This is a genomic window from Spiroplasma endosymbiont of Thecophora atra (assembly GCF_964019735.1).
GTDB lineage: Bacteria > Bacillota_I > Bacilli_A > Mycoplasmatales > VBWQ01 > Spiroplasma_E > Spiroplasma_E ixodetis_A.
This window is the reverse complement of the sequence record NZ_OZ026464.1, coordinates 669,144-691,616: the sequence shown is the minus strand read 5'-3', so window position 1 is coordinate 691,616 and position 22,473 is coordinate 669,144. Positions and strand designations below refer to the sequence as shown.

At 23.4% G+C, this 22,473-nt stretch carries 19 protein-coding genes; 6 read left to right on the top strand and 13 right to left on the bottom strand.

What is annotated here, in order from left to right:
• The first annotated feature begins 88 nt into the window (after positions 1-88).
• Both AACL05_RS03920 and AACL05_RS03915 read left to right on the top strand, forming a co-directional pair.
• A complete protein-coding gene (locus AACL05_RS03920) occupies positions 89-865 on the top strand; it encodes a hypothetical protein (protein WP_338986327.1) in 777 nt (258 codons plus the stop codon).
• 60 nt (positions 866-925) lie between these two features.
• Positions 926-1,204, top strand: coding sequence for a hypothetical protein (locus AACL05_RS03915; RefSeq protein ID WP_338962844.1), 279 nt, complete (start codon positions 926-928; stop codon positions 1,202-1,204).
• A 494-nt stretch (positions 1,205-1,698) separates the two neighbouring features.
• Here AACL05_RS03915 and AACL05_RS03910 read toward each other — a convergent pair whose 3' ends face one another.
• Positions 1,699-2,190, bottom strand: coding sequence for a hypothetical protein (locus AACL05_RS03910; RefSeq protein WP_338962841.1), 492 nt, complete (start codon positions 2,188-2,190; stop codon positions 1,699-1,701).
• A gap of 274 nt (positions 2,191-2,464) precedes the next feature.
• Between AACL05_RS03910 and AACL05_RS03905 the strand changes: the two genes are divergently transcribed.
• Positions 2,465-3,415: an IS30 family transposase gene (locus tag AACL05_RS03905; protein ID WP_338960236.1), complete on the top strand. Its 951-nt coding sequence runs from the start codon at positions 2,465-2,467 to the stop codon at positions 3,413-3,415.
• Positions 3,416-3,587: 172 nt separating this feature from the next.
• Here AACL05_RS03905 and AACL05_RS03900 read toward each other — a convergent pair whose 3' ends face one another.
• From AACL05_RS03900 to mgtA, 5 genes are all read right to left on the bottom strand, one after another.
• Entirely contained in the window at positions 3,588-4,490 is a 903-nt protein-coding gene (locus AACL05_RS03900; protein ID WP_338962837.1) for a hypothetical protein, read from the bottom strand.
• Between the two features lie 120 nt (positions 4,491-4,610).
• Positions 4,611-4,814 carry a hypothetical protein gene (locus tag AACL05_RS03895; protein ID WP_338962835.1) on the bottom strand — a complete coding sequence of 68 codons (204 nt, stop codon included), beginning with the start codon at positions 4,812-4,814 and terminating at the stop codon, positions 4,611-4,613.
• 141 nt (positions 4,815-4,955) lie between these two features.
• Positions 4,956-5,375, bottom strand: coding sequence for a hypothetical protein (locus AACL05_RS03890; protein WP_338962833.1), 420 nt, complete (start codon positions 5,373-5,375; stop codon positions 4,956-4,958).
• A gap of 217 nt (positions 5,376-5,592) precedes the next feature.
• Complete coding sequence (locus tag AACL05_RS03885) at positions 5,593-7,179, bottom strand: ankyrin repeat domain-containing protein (RefSeq protein ID WP_338986325.1); 1,587 nt, start codon at positions 7,177-7,179, stop codon at positions 5,593-5,595.
• A gap of 147 nt (positions 7,180-7,326) precedes the next feature.
• Positions 7,327-10,050, bottom strand: a complete 2,724-nt coding sequence (gene mgtA / locus AACL05_RS03880) for a magnesium-translocating P-type ATPase (protein WP_338962828.1) — start codon at positions 10,048-10,050, stop codon at positions 7,327-7,329.
• A gap of 389 nt (positions 10,051-10,439) precedes the next feature.
• On the opposite strand from mgtA, the gene AACL05_RS03875 reads away from it, so the two are divergent.
• From AACL05_RS03875 to AACL05_RS03865, 3 genes are all read left to right on the top strand, one after another.
• Positions 10,440-10,991: a hypothetical protein gene (locus AACL05_RS03875; RefSeq protein WP_338986323.1), complete on the top strand. Its 552-nt coding sequence runs from the start codon at positions 10,440-10,442 to the stop codon at positions 10,989-10,991.
• A gap of 116 nt (positions 10,992-11,107) precedes the next feature.
• Positions 11,108-11,377, top strand: a complete 270-nt coding sequence (locus tag AACL05_RS03870; RefSeq protein ID WP_338962823.1) for a hypothetical protein — start codon at positions 11,108-11,110, stop codon at positions 11,375-11,377.
• A 160-nt stretch (positions 11,378-11,537) separates the two neighbouring features.
• Positions 11,538-12,488 carry a metallophosphoesterase gene (locus AACL05_RS03865; protein WP_338986321.1) on the top strand — a complete coding sequence of 317 codons (951 nt, stop codon included), beginning with the start codon at positions 11,538-11,540 and terminating at the stop codon, positions 12,486-12,488.
• A 56-nt stretch (positions 12,489-12,544) separates the two neighbouring features.
• Here the strand turns inward: AACL05_RS03865 and guaB are convergent, their stop codons facing one another.
• From guaB to AACL05_RS03830, 7 genes are all read right to left on the bottom strand, one after another.
• Positions 12,545-14,011, bottom strand: coding sequence for an IMP dehydrogenase (gene guaB, locus AACL05_RS03860; protein WP_338962817.1), 1,467 nt, complete (start codon positions 14,009-14,011; stop codon positions 12,545-12,547).
• 3 nt (positions 14,012-14,014) lie between these two features.
• Positions 14,015-15,439: a glutamine-hydrolyzing GMP synthase gene (guaA, locus tag AACL05_RS03855; RefSeq protein WP_338986319.1), complete on the bottom strand. Its 1,425-nt coding sequence runs from the start codon at positions 15,437-15,439 to the stop codon at positions 14,015-14,017.
• Entirely contained in the window at positions 15,440-16,390 is a 951-nt protein-coding gene (locus AACL05_RS03850; RefSeq protein ID WP_338960236.1) for an IS30 family transposase, read from the bottom strand.
• Positions 16,391-16,476: 86 nt separating this feature from the next.
• Positions 16,477-16,638, bottom strand: coding sequence for a hypothetical protein (locus AACL05_RS03845; RefSeq protein ID WP_338986317.1), 162 nt, complete (start codon positions 16,636-16,638; stop codon positions 16,477-16,479).
• A gap of 199 nt (positions 16,639-16,837) precedes the next feature.
• Complete coding sequence (locus AACL05_RS03840; RefSeq protein ID WP_338986315.1) at positions 16,838-18,466, bottom strand: APC family permease; 1,629 nt, start codon at positions 18,464-18,466, stop codon at positions 16,838-16,840.
• A 281-nt stretch (positions 18,467-18,747) separates the two neighbouring features.
• A complete protein-coding gene (locus AACL05_RS03835; RefSeq protein ID WP_338962810.1) occupies positions 18,748-19,998 on the bottom strand; it encodes a hypothetical protein in 1,251 nt (416 codons plus the stop codon).
• Between the two features lie 273 nt (positions 19,999-20,271).
• A complete protein-coding gene (locus AACL05_RS03830) occupies positions 20,272-22,458 on the bottom strand; it encodes an ATP-dependent helicase (protein WP_338962808.1) in 2,187 nt (728 codons plus the stop codon).
• Positions 22,459-22,473 lie beyond the last annotated feature (15 nt).

Genomic DNA, 22,473 nt, shown 5'->3' with positions numbered 1-22,473 from the left:
ATTTAATAAATGTCCAATCCTAATATAGATATTTCTTTATATTAGGTTTTTTATTAAATTAAAATATTTGAAAGGAAGATAAAAAGATATGCCTAAAAATATACAAAATATACAAAATATACAAAATATACAAATGACAGAAAAAGAATATAAAAATTTTCAAAATTATAAAAAACAAAAAGCAATACAAGAAGAAATGATATCCAAAACAAAAAGTACAGCAAAAAAAGCGGGAAAAATTGCTACTAATCATGCACCAACATTAGGTGGTGCGATAGGGTTTTTAGCAGGTGGATTTGGTGCAGGACTTACTGATAATAATCCTAATACTATTTTTGATGTGCCTGTTGGAATTTCATCAGCTGTTGGTGGAGCAATAATAGGATCTGTTGTAAAACAAAATTACAAAGCTAATATTGCTGAAAAAAAAGCAAAACGACAAGAAAAATTACAAAACATGCTATTAGAAAATATAAATAATTCATCAGATTCAGAATCCGAAGAAGAATTTGAACAAAACAAAGAAAATAGTTTGTATACTGATTTTGAAAAAAAATTAGCATTAAAAGAAGAAGCAATAAAAAAGAGAGAACTTTTATTACGAAACATGAAATTAGATGCAAAATTTCAAAAGCAAGAACAACAATTAAAAGAATTGAGTATTCAAAATAATTCAGTCGATGATATTCTTACAAAAGAATTAGCAAACACATTATCTACTGCTCCTATGACTTTTGCTACTTTAAATAAGGGTAATCCTATTTCTCAAGATGTAATAAATGCTGCTAATTTAATGTCTATAAGTTCATCTTCAAAACCTGTTACTGATAAACAAGAAAACCAAAAACCTCTTATTTCTATGTAATATCATATATGTTAATGAAACAAATAATAAAATCAGATATAGTTTAAAGGAGGATTACTTATGCATTTTGATCCTATCGAAGACTTGTTTAATGATCTAGGTTCACAGTTTCAGTCTTTTGGAAATGATACTGAAACTTTCTTTAATAATTTTGGTGATAATATAAGTTCAGAATTTGAAGTATTTACAAAAGATTTAAATACTAATTTTCAATATTTTAACAATGATGCAAGTAATGTCTTTAATGATTTAGGTAAGGAGTTTCAATCTCTTGGTAATGAAATTAGTGAAGGTTTTCAAATTGTTAGTAATGATGTAGAATTTTTTTTAATGATTTAGGTAAGGAGTTTCAATCTCTGAGTAATGAAATTAGTGAAGGTTTTCAAACATTTGTTCATAATTTTGAAACTGCCTTTAAAGATTTTGGTAATAATGTAAAAACTTTCTTTAATAATATTGGTAATAATATTGAATCATTTTATAATGGTATTACTTCATTTTTTTCAGGAATTGAAACTTTAATTAAAATTATGCCATATGCAATTGGTGGAGTAATTGGATCAGTTATAGCATTTAAGATTTATAAAGCAAGAAAGTCAATGTTAAAAAATGAAAGAATAAAAAAATATATAAAATTTGTAAAAATCAAGAACTAAATAATGATATTAAAAATGTTAATTTTGACAAATTAAAACCAGTAGTAAATAATACAAAACTTACAACAAGTAAATCAAAAAAGTTTACTAAAAAAATTTTAGTAAAATAAAAATAAAATGCGCCATAATGATTTTATAATCTAATTACGGTGCATTTTTCATTTTAAAATATAAATTTTACTTAACTTCACTAAAGTAGTCATCCATTTTAAAATAATCAATACTATGATCAAAAGTTGACGAATAAATGATTTTAAAATTTAAAGAAATGCGATGTTCTTTATTTAATTCATCAACTTTATTATTTAATTTCTTTTTAATTCTTTTGATATTTCTAATATTACGATCAGTTTCTCTTCTAATATTAAATACAAAAAAACATTTAATTTTGTCAAAAGAAATTTCATGTTTTTTATCAATATTATGTTGAAAACAAATAAAGCTATCAGTAAATTTTTTTGATAAATCATTAATAATATCTTCATGAAAATGTTTTTGAATTTTAAATTCAATGAATAAAAATTCATTTCTTTTATTATAAGTGATAGCATCAATTGACTTAATACCACGTGAATGACTACAACATAAAAGTTTAAGATTATCACCATCAATTGCATATTCTTCAGAATCTGAAGAATATGTTTTAGAAGCAGTACTATAAGATAACAAACGAAATGTTTTTTTTATTTTTTTTATAAATAAATATTAAATTATTTTTTAATGTCTCATTTAAATTCATATTCGTCTAACTCCCTATATGGATAACTTAAAGCTTCATTAATGTGATCTAAACTATTCTCTTCAATTATACAAGAATCAAAATTTTTATCTTTATTAATGCTGAGTTATACTTGTAAGTGCAAGTAAATAAAATTGCAAAAAATTCTCATATAAAAATTTCATAATGCTAAATTTAGTTTAGAAAAAAGTAAGGAGTTTTTATATGAGTTATAAACATCTTGGCATAGATGAAAGGATTTATATTGAGAATCAATTGAAATTTAAATTTAAAATTAGTGAAATAGCTAAAAATCTTAATCGAAGTATTAGTACTATTATTCGAGAAATTAATAGAAATAAAGATAATAATCATTATTTTTCATTAATTGCACAAAATAAAGCTGAAAATCGAAAACAATCACATATTAGTTTTCATAAGTTTAAAAATAAGAATTTAGTAAAATATGTACAACAAAAATTACTATTAGGTTGATCACCTGAACAAATTTATGGCAGAATTAAAAATTTTCATAAAGAGTGAGTTATTAGTTTTAAAACAATTTATACTTGAATTTATTTTGGAATGCTTGATAAAGTTACTAGTAAAAATTTAAGAAGAAAAGGTAAAAAACGAAAATCTAAAGAAAATCGTGGCAAGTTTAATGGTAAATCAATTAAAGAACGAGATATAAATGTTAATGATCGTATAACACTTGGTCATTGAGAAGGAGATACTATAGTATCATCACGAGGTAAAAGCAAATCATGTTTAATAACTTTAGTTGAAAGAGTATCACGATTTACTTTAGCAATATTAGTTAAAAACAGAACTACTAAAGTTATTAATAAAAATGTTAGTTATTATTTATCAATTCTTCCTAAAAACATTGTTAAAACTATTACTTTTGATCGTGGCAAAGAATTTTCAAATTGACAACAACTTGAAAAAAATTTAGATATAAAAATTTATTTTGCCAATCCATATTCACCTTGACAAAGAGGTACTAATGAAAATACTAATGGTTTAATTAGAGAAAAATTTCCTAAAAAATTTATTTTTTCAAAAACTAATAAAAATGAAGTTCATAAATTTATATTGTCTTTAAACCAAAGACCAAGAAAAATACTAAATTATCTTTCACCAATCGAATATTTGGATAGAAAAATAATTTAGTTGCACTTACCTTTACAATTTAGCTAATAAAATTATATTTAAAATTTAAGTTTTTAAAGTCACGACTTGCTAGTGAAGTTATTGTTTCAAGAATATATGGACTATGTGTTGAAATAATTAATTTAAAATTAATTATTTTAGAAATATTTAATAATAGTTTAGTAAATAAATATTATCATTCTGGATGAATATAGGCTTCGGGTTCATCAATAATTACTAAGTTACCTTCTTTAAAAAAGTCACTTTTAACCATTTCTTTAAATGATTGAATAATTTTTAATCCACGTGAGGAGTTAGCAAGTTTAATGGTAATACCATTTTTAGTTAAACTACCATTTTCAAAGTTAATTTTATTTTCATTACCAAAATAGTTTTCAAGTTCTTGATTAATTTTTTGTTTAATTAATACTAATTTCAAATTACTATACTGTTCAATATTTTTTTGAATATTAATTTTATTTTTAAAATCATCTAAGTAGTGACACTTTTTAAATTTGAAAATGTTATTTAATGATAATTTTAATTTTTCACTCTCTAACATATATGATGATTGTTTTTTACTAAGACTTTCTTCAATCATTAAATTTAAAATTTGGTCAGTATCACTAATATAAGTAGCATCAATTATTGAATTTTCAATAATATTTTCTAAATAATTAAACTCATGTTCTAAAGAAAATTTATTATTTTCATTAATATTGATCGTTAAAGTTTTGTTATTGTCTAAACTAAGTTTTAAATAACTATCTTTATTATTATATTTTTTATTTCTTAAGTTTTCACCATGAAAGTTTTCACGAAGAATATTAGCCATTAAATATGAAATGATATCAGTATCTTTATTATTAAATAATTCTAAGGTTTGTAAAATATCATTATTAATAATATTAATTGTATATTTAATAATTTTAATTTTGTAACTATCTTTATTAGTATCTAATTCAATTCTTTGTAATGTTTTGGTAATTAAATCATCATTTATTTTTAGCAATTGATGATAGTCTGTTAATAAATTAATTCAAAAATTATTAAATTTTTCAATTTTATAGTTGAAATTTGTTATTCATTTTTGCATAAATGTTTTATTATTTAGATTAATATTATTATAAATAGATTCAATTTCTTTAAATAAAGTACTTTCTTTTTCACTACTATTAAAATTTGTTTCAAGAAAATTACTACCAGTATTTTCAATTTATGTAAAAGTATCTTCAGCAAAGTTAAAAAAATTCTTAATTATTTCTGACTTAATATCACTAGTAGCAATTTTCACCATTGCAAAAACTAACCTACTTAAGTAACTTTTACCAGTATCATTAACACCAGCAATAATAGTAATATCACCAATAATTAAAGAAGTATCATTAAAAGGACCAATATTTTTTATTTTTAATTTCATTTATATCACCTATATATCATTTTAAACTATATAAATATAATAACATTTAACATTATTGAAATGTAGAAAAATAATAATAGTAAAAAATAATATATTATTGTTAGTATTGAAATATTAATAATAAATATAAATTATTAAATTTTAATGAATATAGTAATTGTTAATTATTTCACAATTTTCGATTGCATCTCAAAAATTATTATTTTTTATTTTTACTTTTAAACCAATAATTAAAAAAGTTAATGCAATAGTAAAAAATCCAAAAATTGGAGTTAAAATTATACAAAAAATAAATCCAATTTGTAATTCTATTCAATTATAATAATTTCCAATATTTTGACTTATATAACATACGTATTTTGGTGAATATTCTAAAATATGATATGTGCTAGTTATAGCTAATATTTGAAATCCATTTCTTTCTATATTTTCAAACTTTAACGTTGTTTGATTACGAATATGAGAATGATAATCACAAAAATCTATGAGAATTAAACCAGAAATTATAAATAAAATAGTTAAAATAAATAATAATATTGTTATTATTTGTATTTTTTTCATTTATTTTTGCTCCCTTAAATCTAATATAATAAAGAAAATTAATATATATTTTGAAAAATAAAAATATTTTTATTTATACAACGTAACAATATTAACAAATTTAATTAACTTTACAATAATGTTTATCTATTTTTATAAATAATATGGAAACTATTTATTATTATTTTACAGTTATTTTTATTAAAATATTAATTTTTAAGAAAAGTTTTAGTAGTAGTTATCCAATTGATAACTTTCTTCTTTTTTCGCTATCATTTTTTTCTGTATTTTCTAATTTACGCTTTTCTTTGTTAACTTCTTCTTTTGTTAATCATTCTTTTACTTTATTAAAATCTGTTTTCTTTTCTTCTGATCAATTTGTATCATCTTCATCTAATATTGCATCTAGGTATATCTTAAAAATTGCTTTTTCATTATCAGATAAATTTTGATCAGTTTGATATTTTTTGAAATTATGAAAAGCAGTTACTCGTTGTTCTAAAACATCTTTTTGTAATTCATTAAAATTAGAACAATTTGGAAGTTTTTTAATAAATGTTATAATTTTTGAATCAACATATGATAAATCATCTAACATACTATCTACTTCTTCTTTTATCTCATTATCAAGAAGATAATTTTTATTTTTAAAAGGATTACTATCTATTTTTTTAATATCAGTTAATACACTATTAACCAAATAATTAGTAACTTCTTTTAAGTTATATTTAATAGCTAAAGTTCATCAAGTTAATCCTTCTCTAGTTATATAATTATTATAATTACATTCATTTGTTATTAAAAAATCAATAATCATCATTTCAATTTGATTTTGATTTCTTGGTAAGTGATGTAATCAATCAATTATCATATCTTCAAATTTAAAAGGTTTTTCATTATTTTTATTTTTAATATCAAAATTAATTTCTAAATCACCATTTTCATTTTTTAATAATAGTGTTCTTATAATTTTTTTATTATTACTTCTAATTGCTCTATGTAATATAGTGTTATTAAACTCATCAATAGGTGTATTAATATCAAAATATTTGCAATTTTCTATTATTTCTAACATATCAAAATTGTTGTTTAGGATTGCTATTTCATAAGGTATATTACCATTATCATCTATTTGATAAAAATTAGTTTTTTTAGTGATGGCAAAATTAATTCTAAAATCAGTTTTATTACCTTCTTTAGCAATAATATGTAAAAGATTTTGATTTTTAATATTAACACTATTAATATTAAAATGAGAATTATTTTGAAAATCATTAACTAATTCACGAATTTCTTTATTTGTCGGATATGCATCAGCTTTATTAATTTCTTGTATTAATAATTTGCAAAATGGAGTTTCATTTTGCAAATTTACTAAATTGGGATTAACTTGTGAATTATTAATTAGTTGCTTTGCTATATTTTTAAACTCTCCTCCAAGTTTTCAGTCTACAATATATTGTTTCATAATTGCTAAATGTAAAGGTGAATTTCCTTCAATATCTTGTTGATTTAAAAAATTTTTATCATTTTTTTTAAAATTTATTAATCAATTAATAAGTTTTATTTTATTAGTTGTAAATTCTATTAATTCACTTGAAGTTTCTCAACCTTCCTCGTGTGGATCATAGTTATATTCATCTTCTATTTCTGCTCCTTCATCTAAATCTAATAAAAAACTATTATGAAGGGCATTTCTATTGTTATTATCTAAACCAATAACTTCCTCATCACTAATGTTTGGATTATTCATAAAATCTTCAATAATAGAAAATTGAATTTTTTTATTTTGAAATTGATCAATAAGGTAATTTAATGTTAGCATACTTTTATCTGTTCCTATCTATAATATGAAATTCCTGTTACTTTTAATAAAGTAACAGGAATACAAAAACTTTCTTTAGTTTTACACTTATTTATATCATAATTTTTAAAAAAATCGAATACATTTATCTTAAAATTAAAATTTAGTTTACAATCAGCGTTTATTAACCTTTATATATATCATTTTTAATAATTGACTAGCAATGAAATAAACAATGACAACGCCAGCTAAATAAGCATAAAAAATTAAAGGAATTGGTGTTAAACCAATAGTAGCTCCTAATTGTGTATATGGAATACTAATGCCAATAATAGTAATTATAATTGTTGTTAAAAATAGCTGATGAGATGGCATGCTTTGAATAAAAGGTACCTTAGAAGTTCGTAATAATTGTACAATTAATGTTTGTGAAGTAACTCCTAAAATAAATCATCCAGTATGAAATAATGATTGTTGATATATGCCAGCAGCACTATTAGGATCTACATTAACAAAATTGGCAAATATATGTAAACCGTATCCTAAAAATAAAAAGGTGGTTATATCAAATATTGAACTTAGCGGTCCATTCCAGAATGCAAAAGGTAAAATGCTTTTTGCATTTCATTTTTGTGGTTTTTTAATAAAGTCTTCATCAACCCTATCTCAAGGAATTGCTAATTGAGAAATATCATATAATAAATTTTGTAGTAAAATTTGAATTGCCATCATTGGTAAAAAAGGTAATCAAATTGAAGCAATTAAAATACTTAATGAATTACCAAAATTAGAGGAAATAGTAATTTTAATATATTTTAAAATATTACCAAAAGTATTTCTACCACTGATCACTCCTTGCTCTAAAACATCTAAATCTTTTTCTAATAAAATAATATCAGATGCTTCTTTGGCAATATCAGTAGCACTATTAACAGATATTCCAACATCAGCGTGATGCAAAGCAACAGCATCATTAATACCATCACCTAAAAAGCCAACAGTGTGACCATTTAACTTTAAAATATCAATAATTCTTGATTTTTGTAATGGGTCCATTTTCGCAAAAATAGTAGTTTTATTTACTAATGCTTGTAAATGTTGATCATCCATATCTTCAATGTCACTACCTAATAAAGGAATTCCTGGTTCTAACCCCACCTTTTTACAAATTGCTTTAGTAACAATTTCATTATCACCAGTCAAAATTTTAACATCAATTCCGTGTTGATTAAGAGTTGTTATTGCTTTAATAGCGCTAGGTTTAGGTACATCTAAAAAACCTATATATCCTAATAAAACTAAATTAGATTCATCTTCTATTTTAAAAATTGTTTTGTCACTAGCAAAGTCTTGATAACCAATTGCAATTACTCGTAAACCATCATTATTTAATTCCGTACTTAATTTTAAAACATTTTCTTTAATTTTATCAGTTAAGGCAATTACTTTCCCTCCAATTTCAACTTTAGTACAAATTTTTAATATTTCTTCTACTGCTCCTTTGCAAATTAAAGTATTATTAATTTTATCTTTTGAAACTACTATTGACATTCGTCTTCTTATAAAATCAAAAGGTATTTCATCAATTTTACGATAGGGCATTTCAACTATTTTATTATGATGAGCTTTAATGTGTTGGACAATTGTTTTATCAATATTATTTTTTAATCCAGTTTGTAAAGAACTATTTAAATATGCCATTTCTAAAACTTTGTTTGATTCAACACCTTCTGGATCTAAGTGTTTAACCAACTCAATTCTATCCTCAGTTAAAGTACCAGTTTTATCAGTGCATAAAACATCCATTGCACCAAAACTTTGAATACTAGTTAAATTTTTAACAATTACTTTTTTATGTGATAATCTAATTGCACCTTTTGCTAAGTTAGCACTAACAATCATTGGTAGCATTTCGGGGGTAATACCAACAGCAACTGATATTGAAAATATTAACGCTGTTAAAATATTATTTTTAGTAATTACATTAACAATAAATATTAATGGTACCATTACACACATAAAACCAATAAGAATGTAAGTAACTTTTTTAATACCTTTACTAAAACTAGTAACAGGACGTTTACTAGTTACTGCACTAGCAATTGATCCAAAATAAGTATTAACACCTGATGCAATAACAATAGCAATAGCACCACCTGAAACAATACTAGTACCCATAAAACATATGTTTTCTAATTCTAGGATACTACTTTTTTTATTATCATCTTTAGTATTAATAGCGTGTTTTTCAACAGGAAATGTTTCACCAGTTAGTGCCGATTGATTAATAAATAGATCGGTTGAAACTAAAATTCGAACGTCAGCAGGAATCATATCACCAGAAGATAAGAAAATAATATCACCTGGTACTAAATTTTCAATTAATACTTCTTTTGTAAAATTGGCAACACTATTTAAAGCATTAAAATCAATTTTTTTATTTTTATTACTAAACCGAAAAACACTGGCTGTTGTTTCAATTAATTGTCGTAATTTTTCTGAAGATTTATAGGAACGATAATCTTGAAAGTAAGATATAAAAACACTCAAAATAATCATTACTAAAACAATAATAGCACTGTACAAATCAACATTTTTATCAGTATTAGTATTAATAACACTGTAACTAATAAAATTATAGATAACTATTATCATTAAAACAATAATAAAAGGATTAAAAATATTGTGCATTAATTTTTTGTATCAAACAAATCGTTTATGAGAAAAAACATTTTTACCATATTTTTTAAGTCTGTCTTCTACTTCTTCCTTTTTTAATCCGTACATACTACCATCTAATTGTTGGATAACTTCTTCTTTCGATAGTTGCGAAAATTGTTTAAACATGGTTGTTGTTTTTTGTTCTATATGCTTCTTTTTAAAAAATTGCATTATCAACCAACCTTTCTTCAAACGTATAATTTAATTGTATACTAAAATCAAAAGAACTTTATTTTAGTGAATAAAGTTCTTAAAACTACCAAATATTTAAGAATAATATTCTTCTATTTTCAATAAAAATTTGTATTATTTTAAATACAAATTATTTATATCAAAAATAGGAGTAAACATCAATGATTTAAAAGGAGTTGAAATATAATTTTAAATCTTCTAATCAATTTTCTATATTTATTAATCAAATATGATAGTATTTAGTTAAACTTGATATGAGTTTTTAACCTATTATTTTTAAATAAAAATAATAGTTTTTTATTTAGAAAAATGAAAGGAAATATAAATTAATTATTTTTTAAATAATTAATTTATAAAGGATAGTTAAAATGACTGAAAAACAGAAAATAGAAATTAATCAACTAAATTTAGAAATAAAAAAATATCATGAATCAATATGAATTCTTATCGACAAATTTAATGAATTAAATAATCTTTATAAACAGCAAAAAATAAAAATATCAAATACTAAAAAAGAACAAGAAAAATTATATTCTAAATATAAAATAATACGTAATAAATATTTAATTGAAGATAATCCAGAATTAAGTAAAAAATGAGGACAAGAAATGAAAATTAGTGGACAAAGACATACAATGAAATGAAAAAAAGTAATGGAGCAAGAAAAAAGAGCACTAAAATTAAAAGAAGAATGCCAAATTTTGGAAAAAGAAATTAATGAATTAGAAATAATACTTAACCAAAAATTAGATAAAATACCTACCATTCTTAATGATAATTTTAATCATATAAAAAATAAGGCAAATGATCAAAAAATAGATAATTTACAAAATATACAACATACAGTAAAAGAATATAAACCAAATTTACCAATTTTATTAATTTATTATATATATATATCTAATTTCTTATATCTTTAATTTTTTCTGATATAGTACTTAATTGTAAACTGAATATAAGTTTTAAATTTTTAACCATTACTTTAGTTTAAAAGTAAATGGTTTTTTATATTTTTAAAAAGGAGATAAAAAGAAAAATGAAAATACAAAATAAAATTATACTAAGTTCAACCATTTTCGGTGAAGTTATAGGAAATATTGCTGGATGATATTCAATCCCAACAATTATTGCTGAATGATTAGATATTATGGAATATGATTTTATTGATAATTATATAAACAATGATTTTAATCCATATCGTTCTACAGTTAAAGGTGTTTTAATATGAGGTTTAATTTCAGCAGTAACAATGGCAATAACTTCAACTGTTAGTTTAAAAACTGTTGAATATGTAAAAGTACTTTAGGAAAATAGAAGACAAACAAATAGTAGAGAAATTGATGAAACAACACCTTTACTATCACAAACACAAATAAATTCAATAAATAATAATGAAGTAGAACCACCATTAGTATTAAATCCAGCAATAAGTGTAAGTTTATAATTAATATGGAGCGGAAAAAGATATGAAAAAAATATTATTACTACTTGCAATAAGTAATACTTTATCAATGACCAATAGTAATTTTTCTTATAATATTAATTCAAGTTTAACAAACACAATAAAAAGTAATGATGAAATTAATTTTTTAGCTACAGCAGATATTCATGCTGGATATCCTCAATCAGTTAGTAACAAAACAATTAGTGTCCTTGCTAAACATTTACCAGAAAATAATAATAGAGGTGTTATTATTTCTGGTGATTTAACAGGTTATGTTAAATATACAGGGAATTTATTTTCTTATAAATTAATGTTAGCATCAATCTCTAATCATCTTTTAACAGGTTTTGGTAACCATGATTCTGATACTACTTGTAAAGTTAACCAAACTTTACTTAACCAAAATATTGTTAAACAAAATGCTATGACAGCAGCTCATTTACTCTATTATACTTCAAAAAATGAAGTTCCTGTATATTCTTGAAATTGATTGGGTATACATTTTGTTCAATGCAGTTTAGCGCCAATTAATAAAGATACTTCAGGTTGAAATTTTGGAAGAAGTGATCCTGGGCCAGCATTAACTGAATTACAAAAAGATTTAGAAATAAATGTTGGTTTGAGTAATATGCCAATTGTTTTAGCTTTTCATTATGGATATGATGATTTTTCAATTGATCAAGAATGATGAAGTAAAGAACAAAGAACTGAATTTGAAAATGCAATTTTAGCAAAATATAATGTTATTTTAATGTTAACTGGACATCAACATTTTGTGCCAACCAAATATGATGAAAAAATAATTACAGTTAATGTTGGTAAAAAAACAATTTATGATGTTTTAAGTGGTACTGCACTTTTTGGTGGTTATTCTGAAATTTCTATAAATAAAACTAACAAAGAAATTACAATTAAACGTCATAACGTACAACAAAACGATGAAATTGTTATTAATAAAAAAATTAAATATTAATTAAAATTAAAAACTAAGTTTTATTAAAACTTAGTTTTTTTAAATATACAAATTTTTTATTTATTATAATTTGGTGCTTCTTTTGTTAGTTCAACATCATGAGGATGTGATTCTCTTAAACCAGCACTTGAAATTTTTACAAATTTAGAATCTTGGATTAAAGATAAAATATTTTTAGCACCAACATAACCCATACCACTTCTAATACCACCAACTAATTGAAAAACAACATCTTGTACTTTTCCTTTAAAAGGAACGCGTGCTTCAATTCCTTCTGGCACTAATTTTTTAATTCCTTTTTGAAAATAACGATCACTACTACCACGTTTCATGGCAACTAATGAACCCATACCAACATAATTTTTATATTTTTTACCATTGACAATAATTTCCTCACCTGGTGATTCTTCTGTTCCGGCTAAAATGCTACCTAACATTACACAATTGCTACCAGCAGCAATTGCTTTTACAATATCACCAGAATATTTAATACCACCATCAGCAATGACAGTTACGTTTTTATTTTTTGCTCAATTATAAACATCATTAATAACAGTAATTTGTGGCACACCAACTCCTGCTATTATTCTAGTAGTACAAATGCTACCAGGACCAACACCAACTTTAATACAATTTGCGCCAACTTCATAAAGTGCTTGTGCTCCAACTGCAGTACAAATATTTCCAACAATAATATCTAATTTTGGATAAGTTTTACGAATTATTTTAACTGTTTTTAAAATCCCTAAACTATGACCATGTGCTGAATCAACAACTAATACATCAACTTTTGCTTTAACTAATGCCTCAACTCTTGCTAAAGTGTCTTCACCAACACCAACAGCAGCACCAACTCTTAATCGTCCTTGATCATCTTTACAAGCATTTGGATAATCAATAGCTTTATCAATATCTTTTGTTGTAATTAAACCAATCAATTTATTATTTGAACCAACAATTGGTAGTTTTTCAATTTTATTTTTTAACATAACTTGTTTTGCTTGTTCGATTGTTGTTGTTTTATCACCAACAATTAAATTTTTGGTAGTCATAATATTTTTAACTAATGCATTATCATTATCAAGATATTTCAAATCACGATTAGTAACAATTCCAATTAGTTGATTTTCTTCATTTACAACAGGCAATCCAGAAATTCGATAAGTACTCATAATTGATTTTGCTTCACTAATTAAAGTTTGAACACCAATAGTAATTGGATCAGTAATAAAACCTGACTCATTTCTTTTCACTTTTTGTACTTCTAAAGCTTGTTCAGCAATTGATAAATTTTTATGAATAATGCCAATACCACCAACTCTTGCCATGGCAATTGCTAGATCAGATTCAGTAACTGTATCCATAGCAGCAGATAAAATTGGAATATTTAATTCAATTTTATTTGTTAATTTAGTTTTTAAAGAAACTTGATTTGGTAAAACTTCTGAATATCCTGGAACTAATAATACATCATCAAAAGTAATTCCTTCACATATTATTTTTTGATTTAAATCTTTATTCATAGTTTACTCCCATTCTATAGTACCTGGTGGCTTTGATGTAATATCATAAACTACTCTATTAACACCATCTACTTTATTAATAATCTCATTTGCAACTTCATCTAGAAATTCTCATGGTAAATGTGAACTTGTTGCTGTCATAAAGTCAATTGTATTAACGCTTCTTAAACTAATAACATAATCATAAGTACGATTATCACCCATTACGCCCACAGTTTTAACTGGTAGCAAAGTGGCAAATGCTTGTGATACTTGATTATATATATTTTTTTCTTTCAATTTGGTAATAAAAATATGATCAACTTCTTGTAAAATTAAACATTTTTCTTTTGTTACTTCTTCTATAACTCTAACTCCTAATCCAGGACCAGGGAAAGGATGACGATTAATTAATGTTTCAGGTAACCCAAGTTTTAAACCAATTTCTCTTACTTCATCTTTAAATAAGGCTTTTAATGGTTCTAACAATTTAAATTGTAAATCATCAAGTAAACCACCAACATTATGATGAGTTTTAATTGTTTTTGAACTTGCATGTTTACTTGAAGATTCAATAATATCTGGATAAATTGTTCCTTGTGCTAAAAAATCAGCCGTTTTAAATTTTCTTGCTGCTGTTGTAAATACATCAATAAATTGTTTACCAATAATTTTTCTTTTTTCTTCAGCATTTTTAACACCTTTTAAGGCAGTAAAAAAATGTTTACTTGCATCAATCATTTCAAGATTAAGTTTAAAATTTTGTTTATAAATTTCCATCACATCAATTGCTTCATTTTTTCTCAATAAACCTGTATCAACAAAAATGCAAGTTAACTGTTTACCAATTGCCTTAGAAATAATGGCAGCGGCAACTGAAGAATCAACTCCACCACTTAAACCTAAAATAACTTGTTTATCTTGGATTTTATCTTTAATTTCTGAAATTTGATTACTAATAAAATCATCTAAACTTCAATCTTTCGTGCAACTTGCTATTGTAAATAAAAAATTTTCAATTATTTGCTTACCAAATTCTGAATGGGTAACTTCAGCATGAAATTGGATACCATAAATTGGTTTAGTCAAATGTGCAATTGCTGAAATTGAAGAATCAGAATGAGCTATTTGTATAAAATCTTTTGGAATTTTTGTTACATGATCAGCATGACTCATTCATACTTTTGATTGATTAGCAACTTTTTTAAATAATTTATTATTTGGTTGTTCAAGATATAAAATTGATTTTCCAAATTCTTGTTCATCTGCCAATTCTACTTTCCCTTTAAAATGATTTGTTAATAATTGCATGCCATAACAAACGCCTAAAATGGCAACTGGTAAATTAAAAATCGCTTGATCAATTTTATAAGCATTTTGTAAATAAACACTTGATGGTCCACCAGATAAAATAATTGCTTTTAAGCTAAATTGTAAAGGTAAGTGCAACTAAATTATTTTTCTATCCAAATATTCGATTGGTGAAAGATAATTTAGTATTTTTCTTGGTCTTTGGTTTAAAGACAATATAAATTTATGAACTTCATTTTTATTAGTTTTTGAAAAAATAAATTTTTTAGGAAATTTTTCTCTAATTAAACCATTAGTATTTTCATTAGTACCTCTTTGTCAAGGTGAATATGGATTGGCAAAATAAATTTTTATATCTAAATTTTTTTCAAGTTGTTGTCAATTTGAAAATTCTTTGCCACGATCAAAAGTAATAGTTTTAACAATGTTTTTAGGAAGAATTGATAAATAATAACTAACATTTTTATTAATAACTTTAGTAGTTCTGTTTTTAACTAATATTGCTAAAGTAAATCGTGATACTCTTTCAACTAAAGTTATTAAACATGATTTGCTTTTACCTCGTGATGATACTATAGTATCTCCTTCTCAATGACCAAGTGTTATACGATCATTAACATTTATATCTCGTTCTTTAATTGATTTACCATTAAACTTGCCACGATTTTCTTTAGATTTTCGTTTTTTACCTTTTCTTCTTAAATTTTTACTAGTAACTTTATCAAGCATTCCAAAATAAATTCAAGTATAAATTGTTTTAAAACTAATAACTCACTCTTTATGAAAATTTTTAATTCTGCCATAAATTTGTTCAGGTGATCAACCTAATAGTAATTTTTGTTGTACATATTTTACTAAATTCTTATTTTTAAACTTATGAAAACTAATATGTGATTGTTTTCGATTTTCAGCTTTATTTTGTGCAATTAATGAAAAATAATGATTATTATCTTTATTTCTATTAATTTCTCGAATAATAGTACTAATACTTCGATTAAGATTTTTAGCTATTTCACTAATTTTAAATTTAAATTTCAATTGATTCTCAATATAAATCCTTTCATCTATGCCAAGATGTTTATAACTCATATAAAAACTCCTTACTTTTTTCTAAACTAAATTTAGCATTATGAAATTTTTATATGAGAATTTTTTGCAATTTTATTTACTTGCACTTACAAGTATAACTCAGCTAAGTTGGGATATGTTTTTATTTTTTGATAACTAATATTAAAAGATAAAACTTCAGTATAAACATTTGCTTCTCTTACTCTTCTTGCTAATAATTGTGTATATTGACTTCCACAATCTAAAATCAATACTTGTGTATTTATCATTTTTTTCCTCCAAATATAATAGTAATTAAATCATTTTTTAACAAAAAATAAAATAGATTACAGTAATAATTATTTTATGATAGATTTTAATTTCTTTAAAATATAATTAAAAATATTGATATTAATGATAAGAGCATATGAAAAAGAGTAATCATTTATTAATGATTACTCTTAAAAGTTAAAATATAATTTAAAGAAATTAAGTTGTAACTGATCTGGCTTCATTTTCATGAATTTTAATTCGTTCTAATTCTGTTTCGGGTTCATTAAGTAAATATTTTATTGCTTCTTCTTCAGTCATTGGTATGAATTCTTGATCTAATTGATTTTGATAATCTAAATTTGATGCTAAGCGTATTTTTAATTTTGGTTGATAATAAATAAAATATCAAATAACAGCAATTGCAATAAACATTCAAAACATTAAGAACTCAATAATAACAGCTATTAATACTTCGCCTCTTTTATTAATCATGTCATTAACCATACCATAATTAAAAACAACAAACTGACTAAGCAAAAATAAACCACAAGCAACAAAAATAATTCATTCTCAAATTTTAATTTTAATTTGTTTACGATAACCCATAACACATGTGGCAGCTAATACAAAAATATATACAGCAATAGTAATGTTAGTAGAAAATCCTAGTACTGTATTAAAATCAAAAGGTGCACCAATTAAATCTGGGATTATTAACATAATAATACAAGCAATAATAGTAATAATTAAATTAGCTGTATTAGCACGCATTGCAATATTTTCTTTATTTAATTTGGCTAATTTTTCAGTAATATATCCTTCTTTGGCTAATGGTTGAATCATACCACCAGAATATAAAGAATTTTGCATAGCACCATTTAATTTCAATGATAAAGTAAAAACAACTAGTACAATCATACCAGTAATACCAGCAATTCCTGATATAACATTATTTGGATTATATTCATTAGTAGCTCCAGATCAACCATTTTGGCCATTTGTACCGTCAATAGTAATGGCACCAAATATTAATACTGATACAGCTAAATAAAAAATAGTTGATAATAATAAAACTATTAAAATACCTTTACCAAAGTTTTTAGTTGGATTTTTAACATTTTTTCCAACAACAATAAAAGTTTCAAAACCAATAAAAAAATAGAAGAATCCACTAAATGCATTATTAATTTTTGGTAAAGTTAAATTAATGTTTTTTGTTCCTTCAGCCGCTTCTGAAAATGCTAAACCTTTATTAGTTACTACCAAAATAATAGCACAAACAATTAAAAACAAAGCAGAACCTCATTTAATAATACCAGAAATATTAACAAATCAACGAAATCCCTTCATTCCAAAATACATGCAACTAGCAGCAGCATAAATAAAAATACCAATACTATTAATAATTAAACTTGATCATCGTTCAGGAGCTCAATCAAAAATTGATAATTGATCTAAATTCACTCGAAACATAGAAATAATAGTTACAATAATTGTTGAAGGTAAAGTAATATATTGAATAAAACCAATTATTCAACCTCAAAAACGACCAAAAACACCACGAACATAAACATAAGCGCCACCATTAGTGTCATGATAAACACGACTACATTTAGTAAAAGCAAGTGCAGTTCCCGCAGCAATTAAAGCACATAATAAAATAACTCATAGCATATGTAAACCAACGCCACCATTATTTCAATAATAAATGCCAATTAATGCCATTGGAAATGCAATACCACAAGTATAGTTAAAACCAATTCATATTAATTCATTAAGACTAATTTTTTCATTATTAACACGAGATGATTTTGATCAAAATTTTAATTTTTTTAAATTAAACATTCAATTAGTAATTCCTTTCAAAAAATAAATTATTTTTAATTATAACTTAAAAAAATATTTTTATTTTTTAATTATCAAATTTTATGATATTAGAACAAAAGTAGTTTTAAAGTGATTAGCAAATTAAACAATAAAATATAACAAATTATAATAATATAATTTGTTATATAAAGAATTACTAATTATTTTACTTTTAATTTTCCTTAAATAATGAGTAAAAAAATCTTAATTTCTTCTTATTTAAATTTTGATATTTTTTATAATAATTATCAAAAAAAACATTAAACTTTACGAACTGGACTTTTTACTCAATAAGTTCAATTACCAGTAAAAACATTTGAAAAATCACCTTCATTTAAATATTTTAATCCGTGATTATTTGTTCCTCAAACTTCATCTATCTTACCATTACTATCACGATTTAATGATCATATTCTAATGTTTGCTAATTTATTTGTTTGTGCTCAATTATATAAATCTTTAGCATCTTCTAAAGTAAAATAGTTATTATTTACATCATTAATACCAATCATTGGTGTAATACCTAGTTTTTGATAAACATCAGTAAGTAATAAATTAGATTTTGGAAAATATTGTTTTATTAATTCAAAATATTGGTTAGCAGTACTTTTAATTGCTTGTTTAGCAATATCAAAAAAAGTTAAACCTTTATCAATTACTTCTTGTCCAACAATTTCACCATAATCCATAGCCATAATGTTAATTGTAAATAAATCTTCAACTTTTAAATCTGCTTTTTGATATATTTCTAAAGCTATTTTAATAACATTCTCAATATCTCTACCAACTAGCCCTGTTGGCATTACTGGTAATGTAACACTAAAGTTTCAATTTTGATTATTTCTTTTCATTTTTGTTAATGTAGTAAATAAAACCTTCATTCCATTAATATGATCACTATCAAAGTTTATCCCTTCAATATCTAAGTCTAAATTTAATGGCATATCTTTAGTTTCAAAACCTGCAAATTTAGTAATGCGTTCTTGATACTCAATCAAAGCTGGTTGTAGCATTGCTACTGCTTTATTAATATCTTTATTAGATAGCGTATATGCAACATCTCATGGATTATAACCAACAGCTGAAGCAGCACCGCCATAAGCAACAACAATATTATTAAAACCATCATTCTTTACTAAAGGTTTAAGTACTTCTGGTTTCAATTTATTTTCTACTCAATAATCATATCCGGCGCCCAAAGACTGTCCAGCAATAGTTAATTCTAACTTATCTTTAATTGCAATTGCTTGCTGAACAAAAGCCAAAGTAATAGATTTTAAATCTTTTATTTTATTAAAAACTTTTTTACCATCATGTAATATAATTTCTTTACCATTAATTAAGTCTCTAGGAGTTGTTCCTATTCATAATCCTCCATCATAATAAGGTTGGAATAAATAGTTAGCATGTTGTTTAACTTTATTAGTAACTGATTGACCATCACGATTAGGGTTAACTTCAATTCAATTACGAATTAAACCTTTTCACGTTTCTAAATTTATTTTTATCATAATTACTTTTTTTTCCTTTCATTAAAATAATAAGATTTATTAAAATATTAATTTTTCTAAAGTTATTTCAAAATAAAAAATAATTGGCAATTTAGCACCAATTTTAAAATATTATTAGGAAAATTAAATTAAAATAAATCTTAATTCTAATTTTATACTTGAAAAAATTAATATGTAATAAAAAATTTCTTATAAAAAAGTACTTTTTTATAAGAAATTAATTAAAAATACTTAAAAATGTCCAAAAAATAGACATTTTTAATAAAAATAAATTTATACAAATTTTTTAATAGCACTATGATTAGAACTAATAATTCTAATACCACCATGATTTTTATGAAAAGCAACTTGAATTTTATCACCAATTAATTTAGTAATAATACCTTTGCCAAAAATTTCATGAATAATTATATCTCCAACATTTCAATTATTAGTTATTTCAACCTTATCTTTATTATCAGCTTTATAGTAATTAAATTTAGAATGATTACGATTTTGATAAGTTGCTGCCATTTCTTGATGTTCGTTATTAATGATTTTTAAATATTTAAGATCTAAATCTTTTAAGAAACGAGATGGTTGTTTCATACGATCCAAGATATATGAATATCCACTGGCACTAGATAAAAATAATCATTTTTTTGCCCTAGTAATTGAAACATAAAAAAGTCGTCGTTCTTCTTCAATTTTATCTAAGTTTTCTATACTAGATTTACCTATTCCAGGCAAAATACCTTCATTAATGCCAACTATAAAAACAACATCAAATTCTAAACCTTTAGCACTGTGAATTGTCATTAAATTAACGGCTTTATTAGTACTATTTTCATCTAAATCAGTATATAAACTTACTTCTTGTAAAAATGACGTTAATAATTCTTCGCCTTGTAATTCATTATTACTACTATCATATTCAAGCAATTGTTCTAATAATTGTTGAACATTTTCAATTCTTTCTTTTTCAAGATTATCTTCTAGTTTTTTTAAATAATTAGTTTTATTTAATAAATTTTCAACCATGTTATGTAAAGAAGTAACATCTTTGATATTAGTTTGCATCTCATTAATTAAATTAATTAAAGGTTGTAAATGTTGACGATAATTTTTTGGTAATCCATACTGAAATTTAAATAAGTATTCATTTAAAGTTAGTGATTGTTCATTAGCAAGTAATAATAAGTTATCAATAGCTTTTGGTCCAATTTTAGGTGTTGCATTTAAAATTCTAATCATTGATATATTATCATTTCAAACAATAATTTTTAAATATGCCAAAATATCTTTAATTTCTTTACGTTCAAAAAATTTATAACCACCAAAAATTTTATAATTTATATTATTATTAATCAAAGCTTGTTCTAAATCTTTTGATAAATAATTATTACGATAAAGAATAGCAATTTTATTCAAATCTAAATGATATTTTAAATGAATTTTTTTAACAGTTGTTGCAACTCAATGTGCTTCTTGATCACTACTACTAGCATGATACATAACAATATCATTACCAAGATCATTTTTAGTAAACAGTTCTTTTTCAATACGTTGAACATTATTTTTAATTAAACTATTAGCTGTATTTAAAATCTTAGTTGTTGAACGATAATTTTGATTTAAAATAAATGTTTGTGTATTAGGAAATTGTTTAGTAAAATTCAATATTAAATTAATATTTGCTCCTCTTCAACTATAAATAGTTTGATCGGGATCACCAACTACAGTAATATTTTTATGATTTTTAGCAAGTGATAATAAAATATTATATTGAATATCATTAGTGTCTTGAAATTCATCAACTAAAATAAAATCAAATTTCTTTTCTCATTTTGTTAAAATATGTGGAAATTCTTTAAATAGACGTTCAACTAATAATAATAAATCATCAAAATCTAAACATGAATTAATAAATTGATATTTTTTATACGATTCAAAAACTTTGATACGTAAAATTCACTCATCTTGATTTTGATAATCAGCTAATAATTCATCTTGAGAAAGATAATTATTTTTTCAGTTAGAAATATTAGAACTTAATAATCTTAACTCCTGCAATTCAACTTTATGTGAAAATTCTTTTTGAAAAATATCTTTTAATATTTTTCGTTGATCTTCTTGATCAATAATATTAAAATTATTATTAATATTTAAATGATGAATATCTCTTCTTAATATTTTGGCACATAATGCATGATAAGTAACAATATTAACATTAATGTTAATATCATTTAAAAGTTGCATTATTCGTTCTTTCATTTCGCGTGCTGCTTTATTAGTAAAAGTTAATGCCAATATTTTTTCACTAGCAATTTTAATTACATTAATTAAGTAAGCAATTTTATATGTTATAACCCGCGTCTTTCCAACTCCAACCCCCGCAATAATACGATATGGGCCATCAACATTAATAATTGCTTGTAGTTGTTGTTCATTTAGATTTTCTAAAAGTTTTGTTTTATCCATGTTATTTATCCTTAA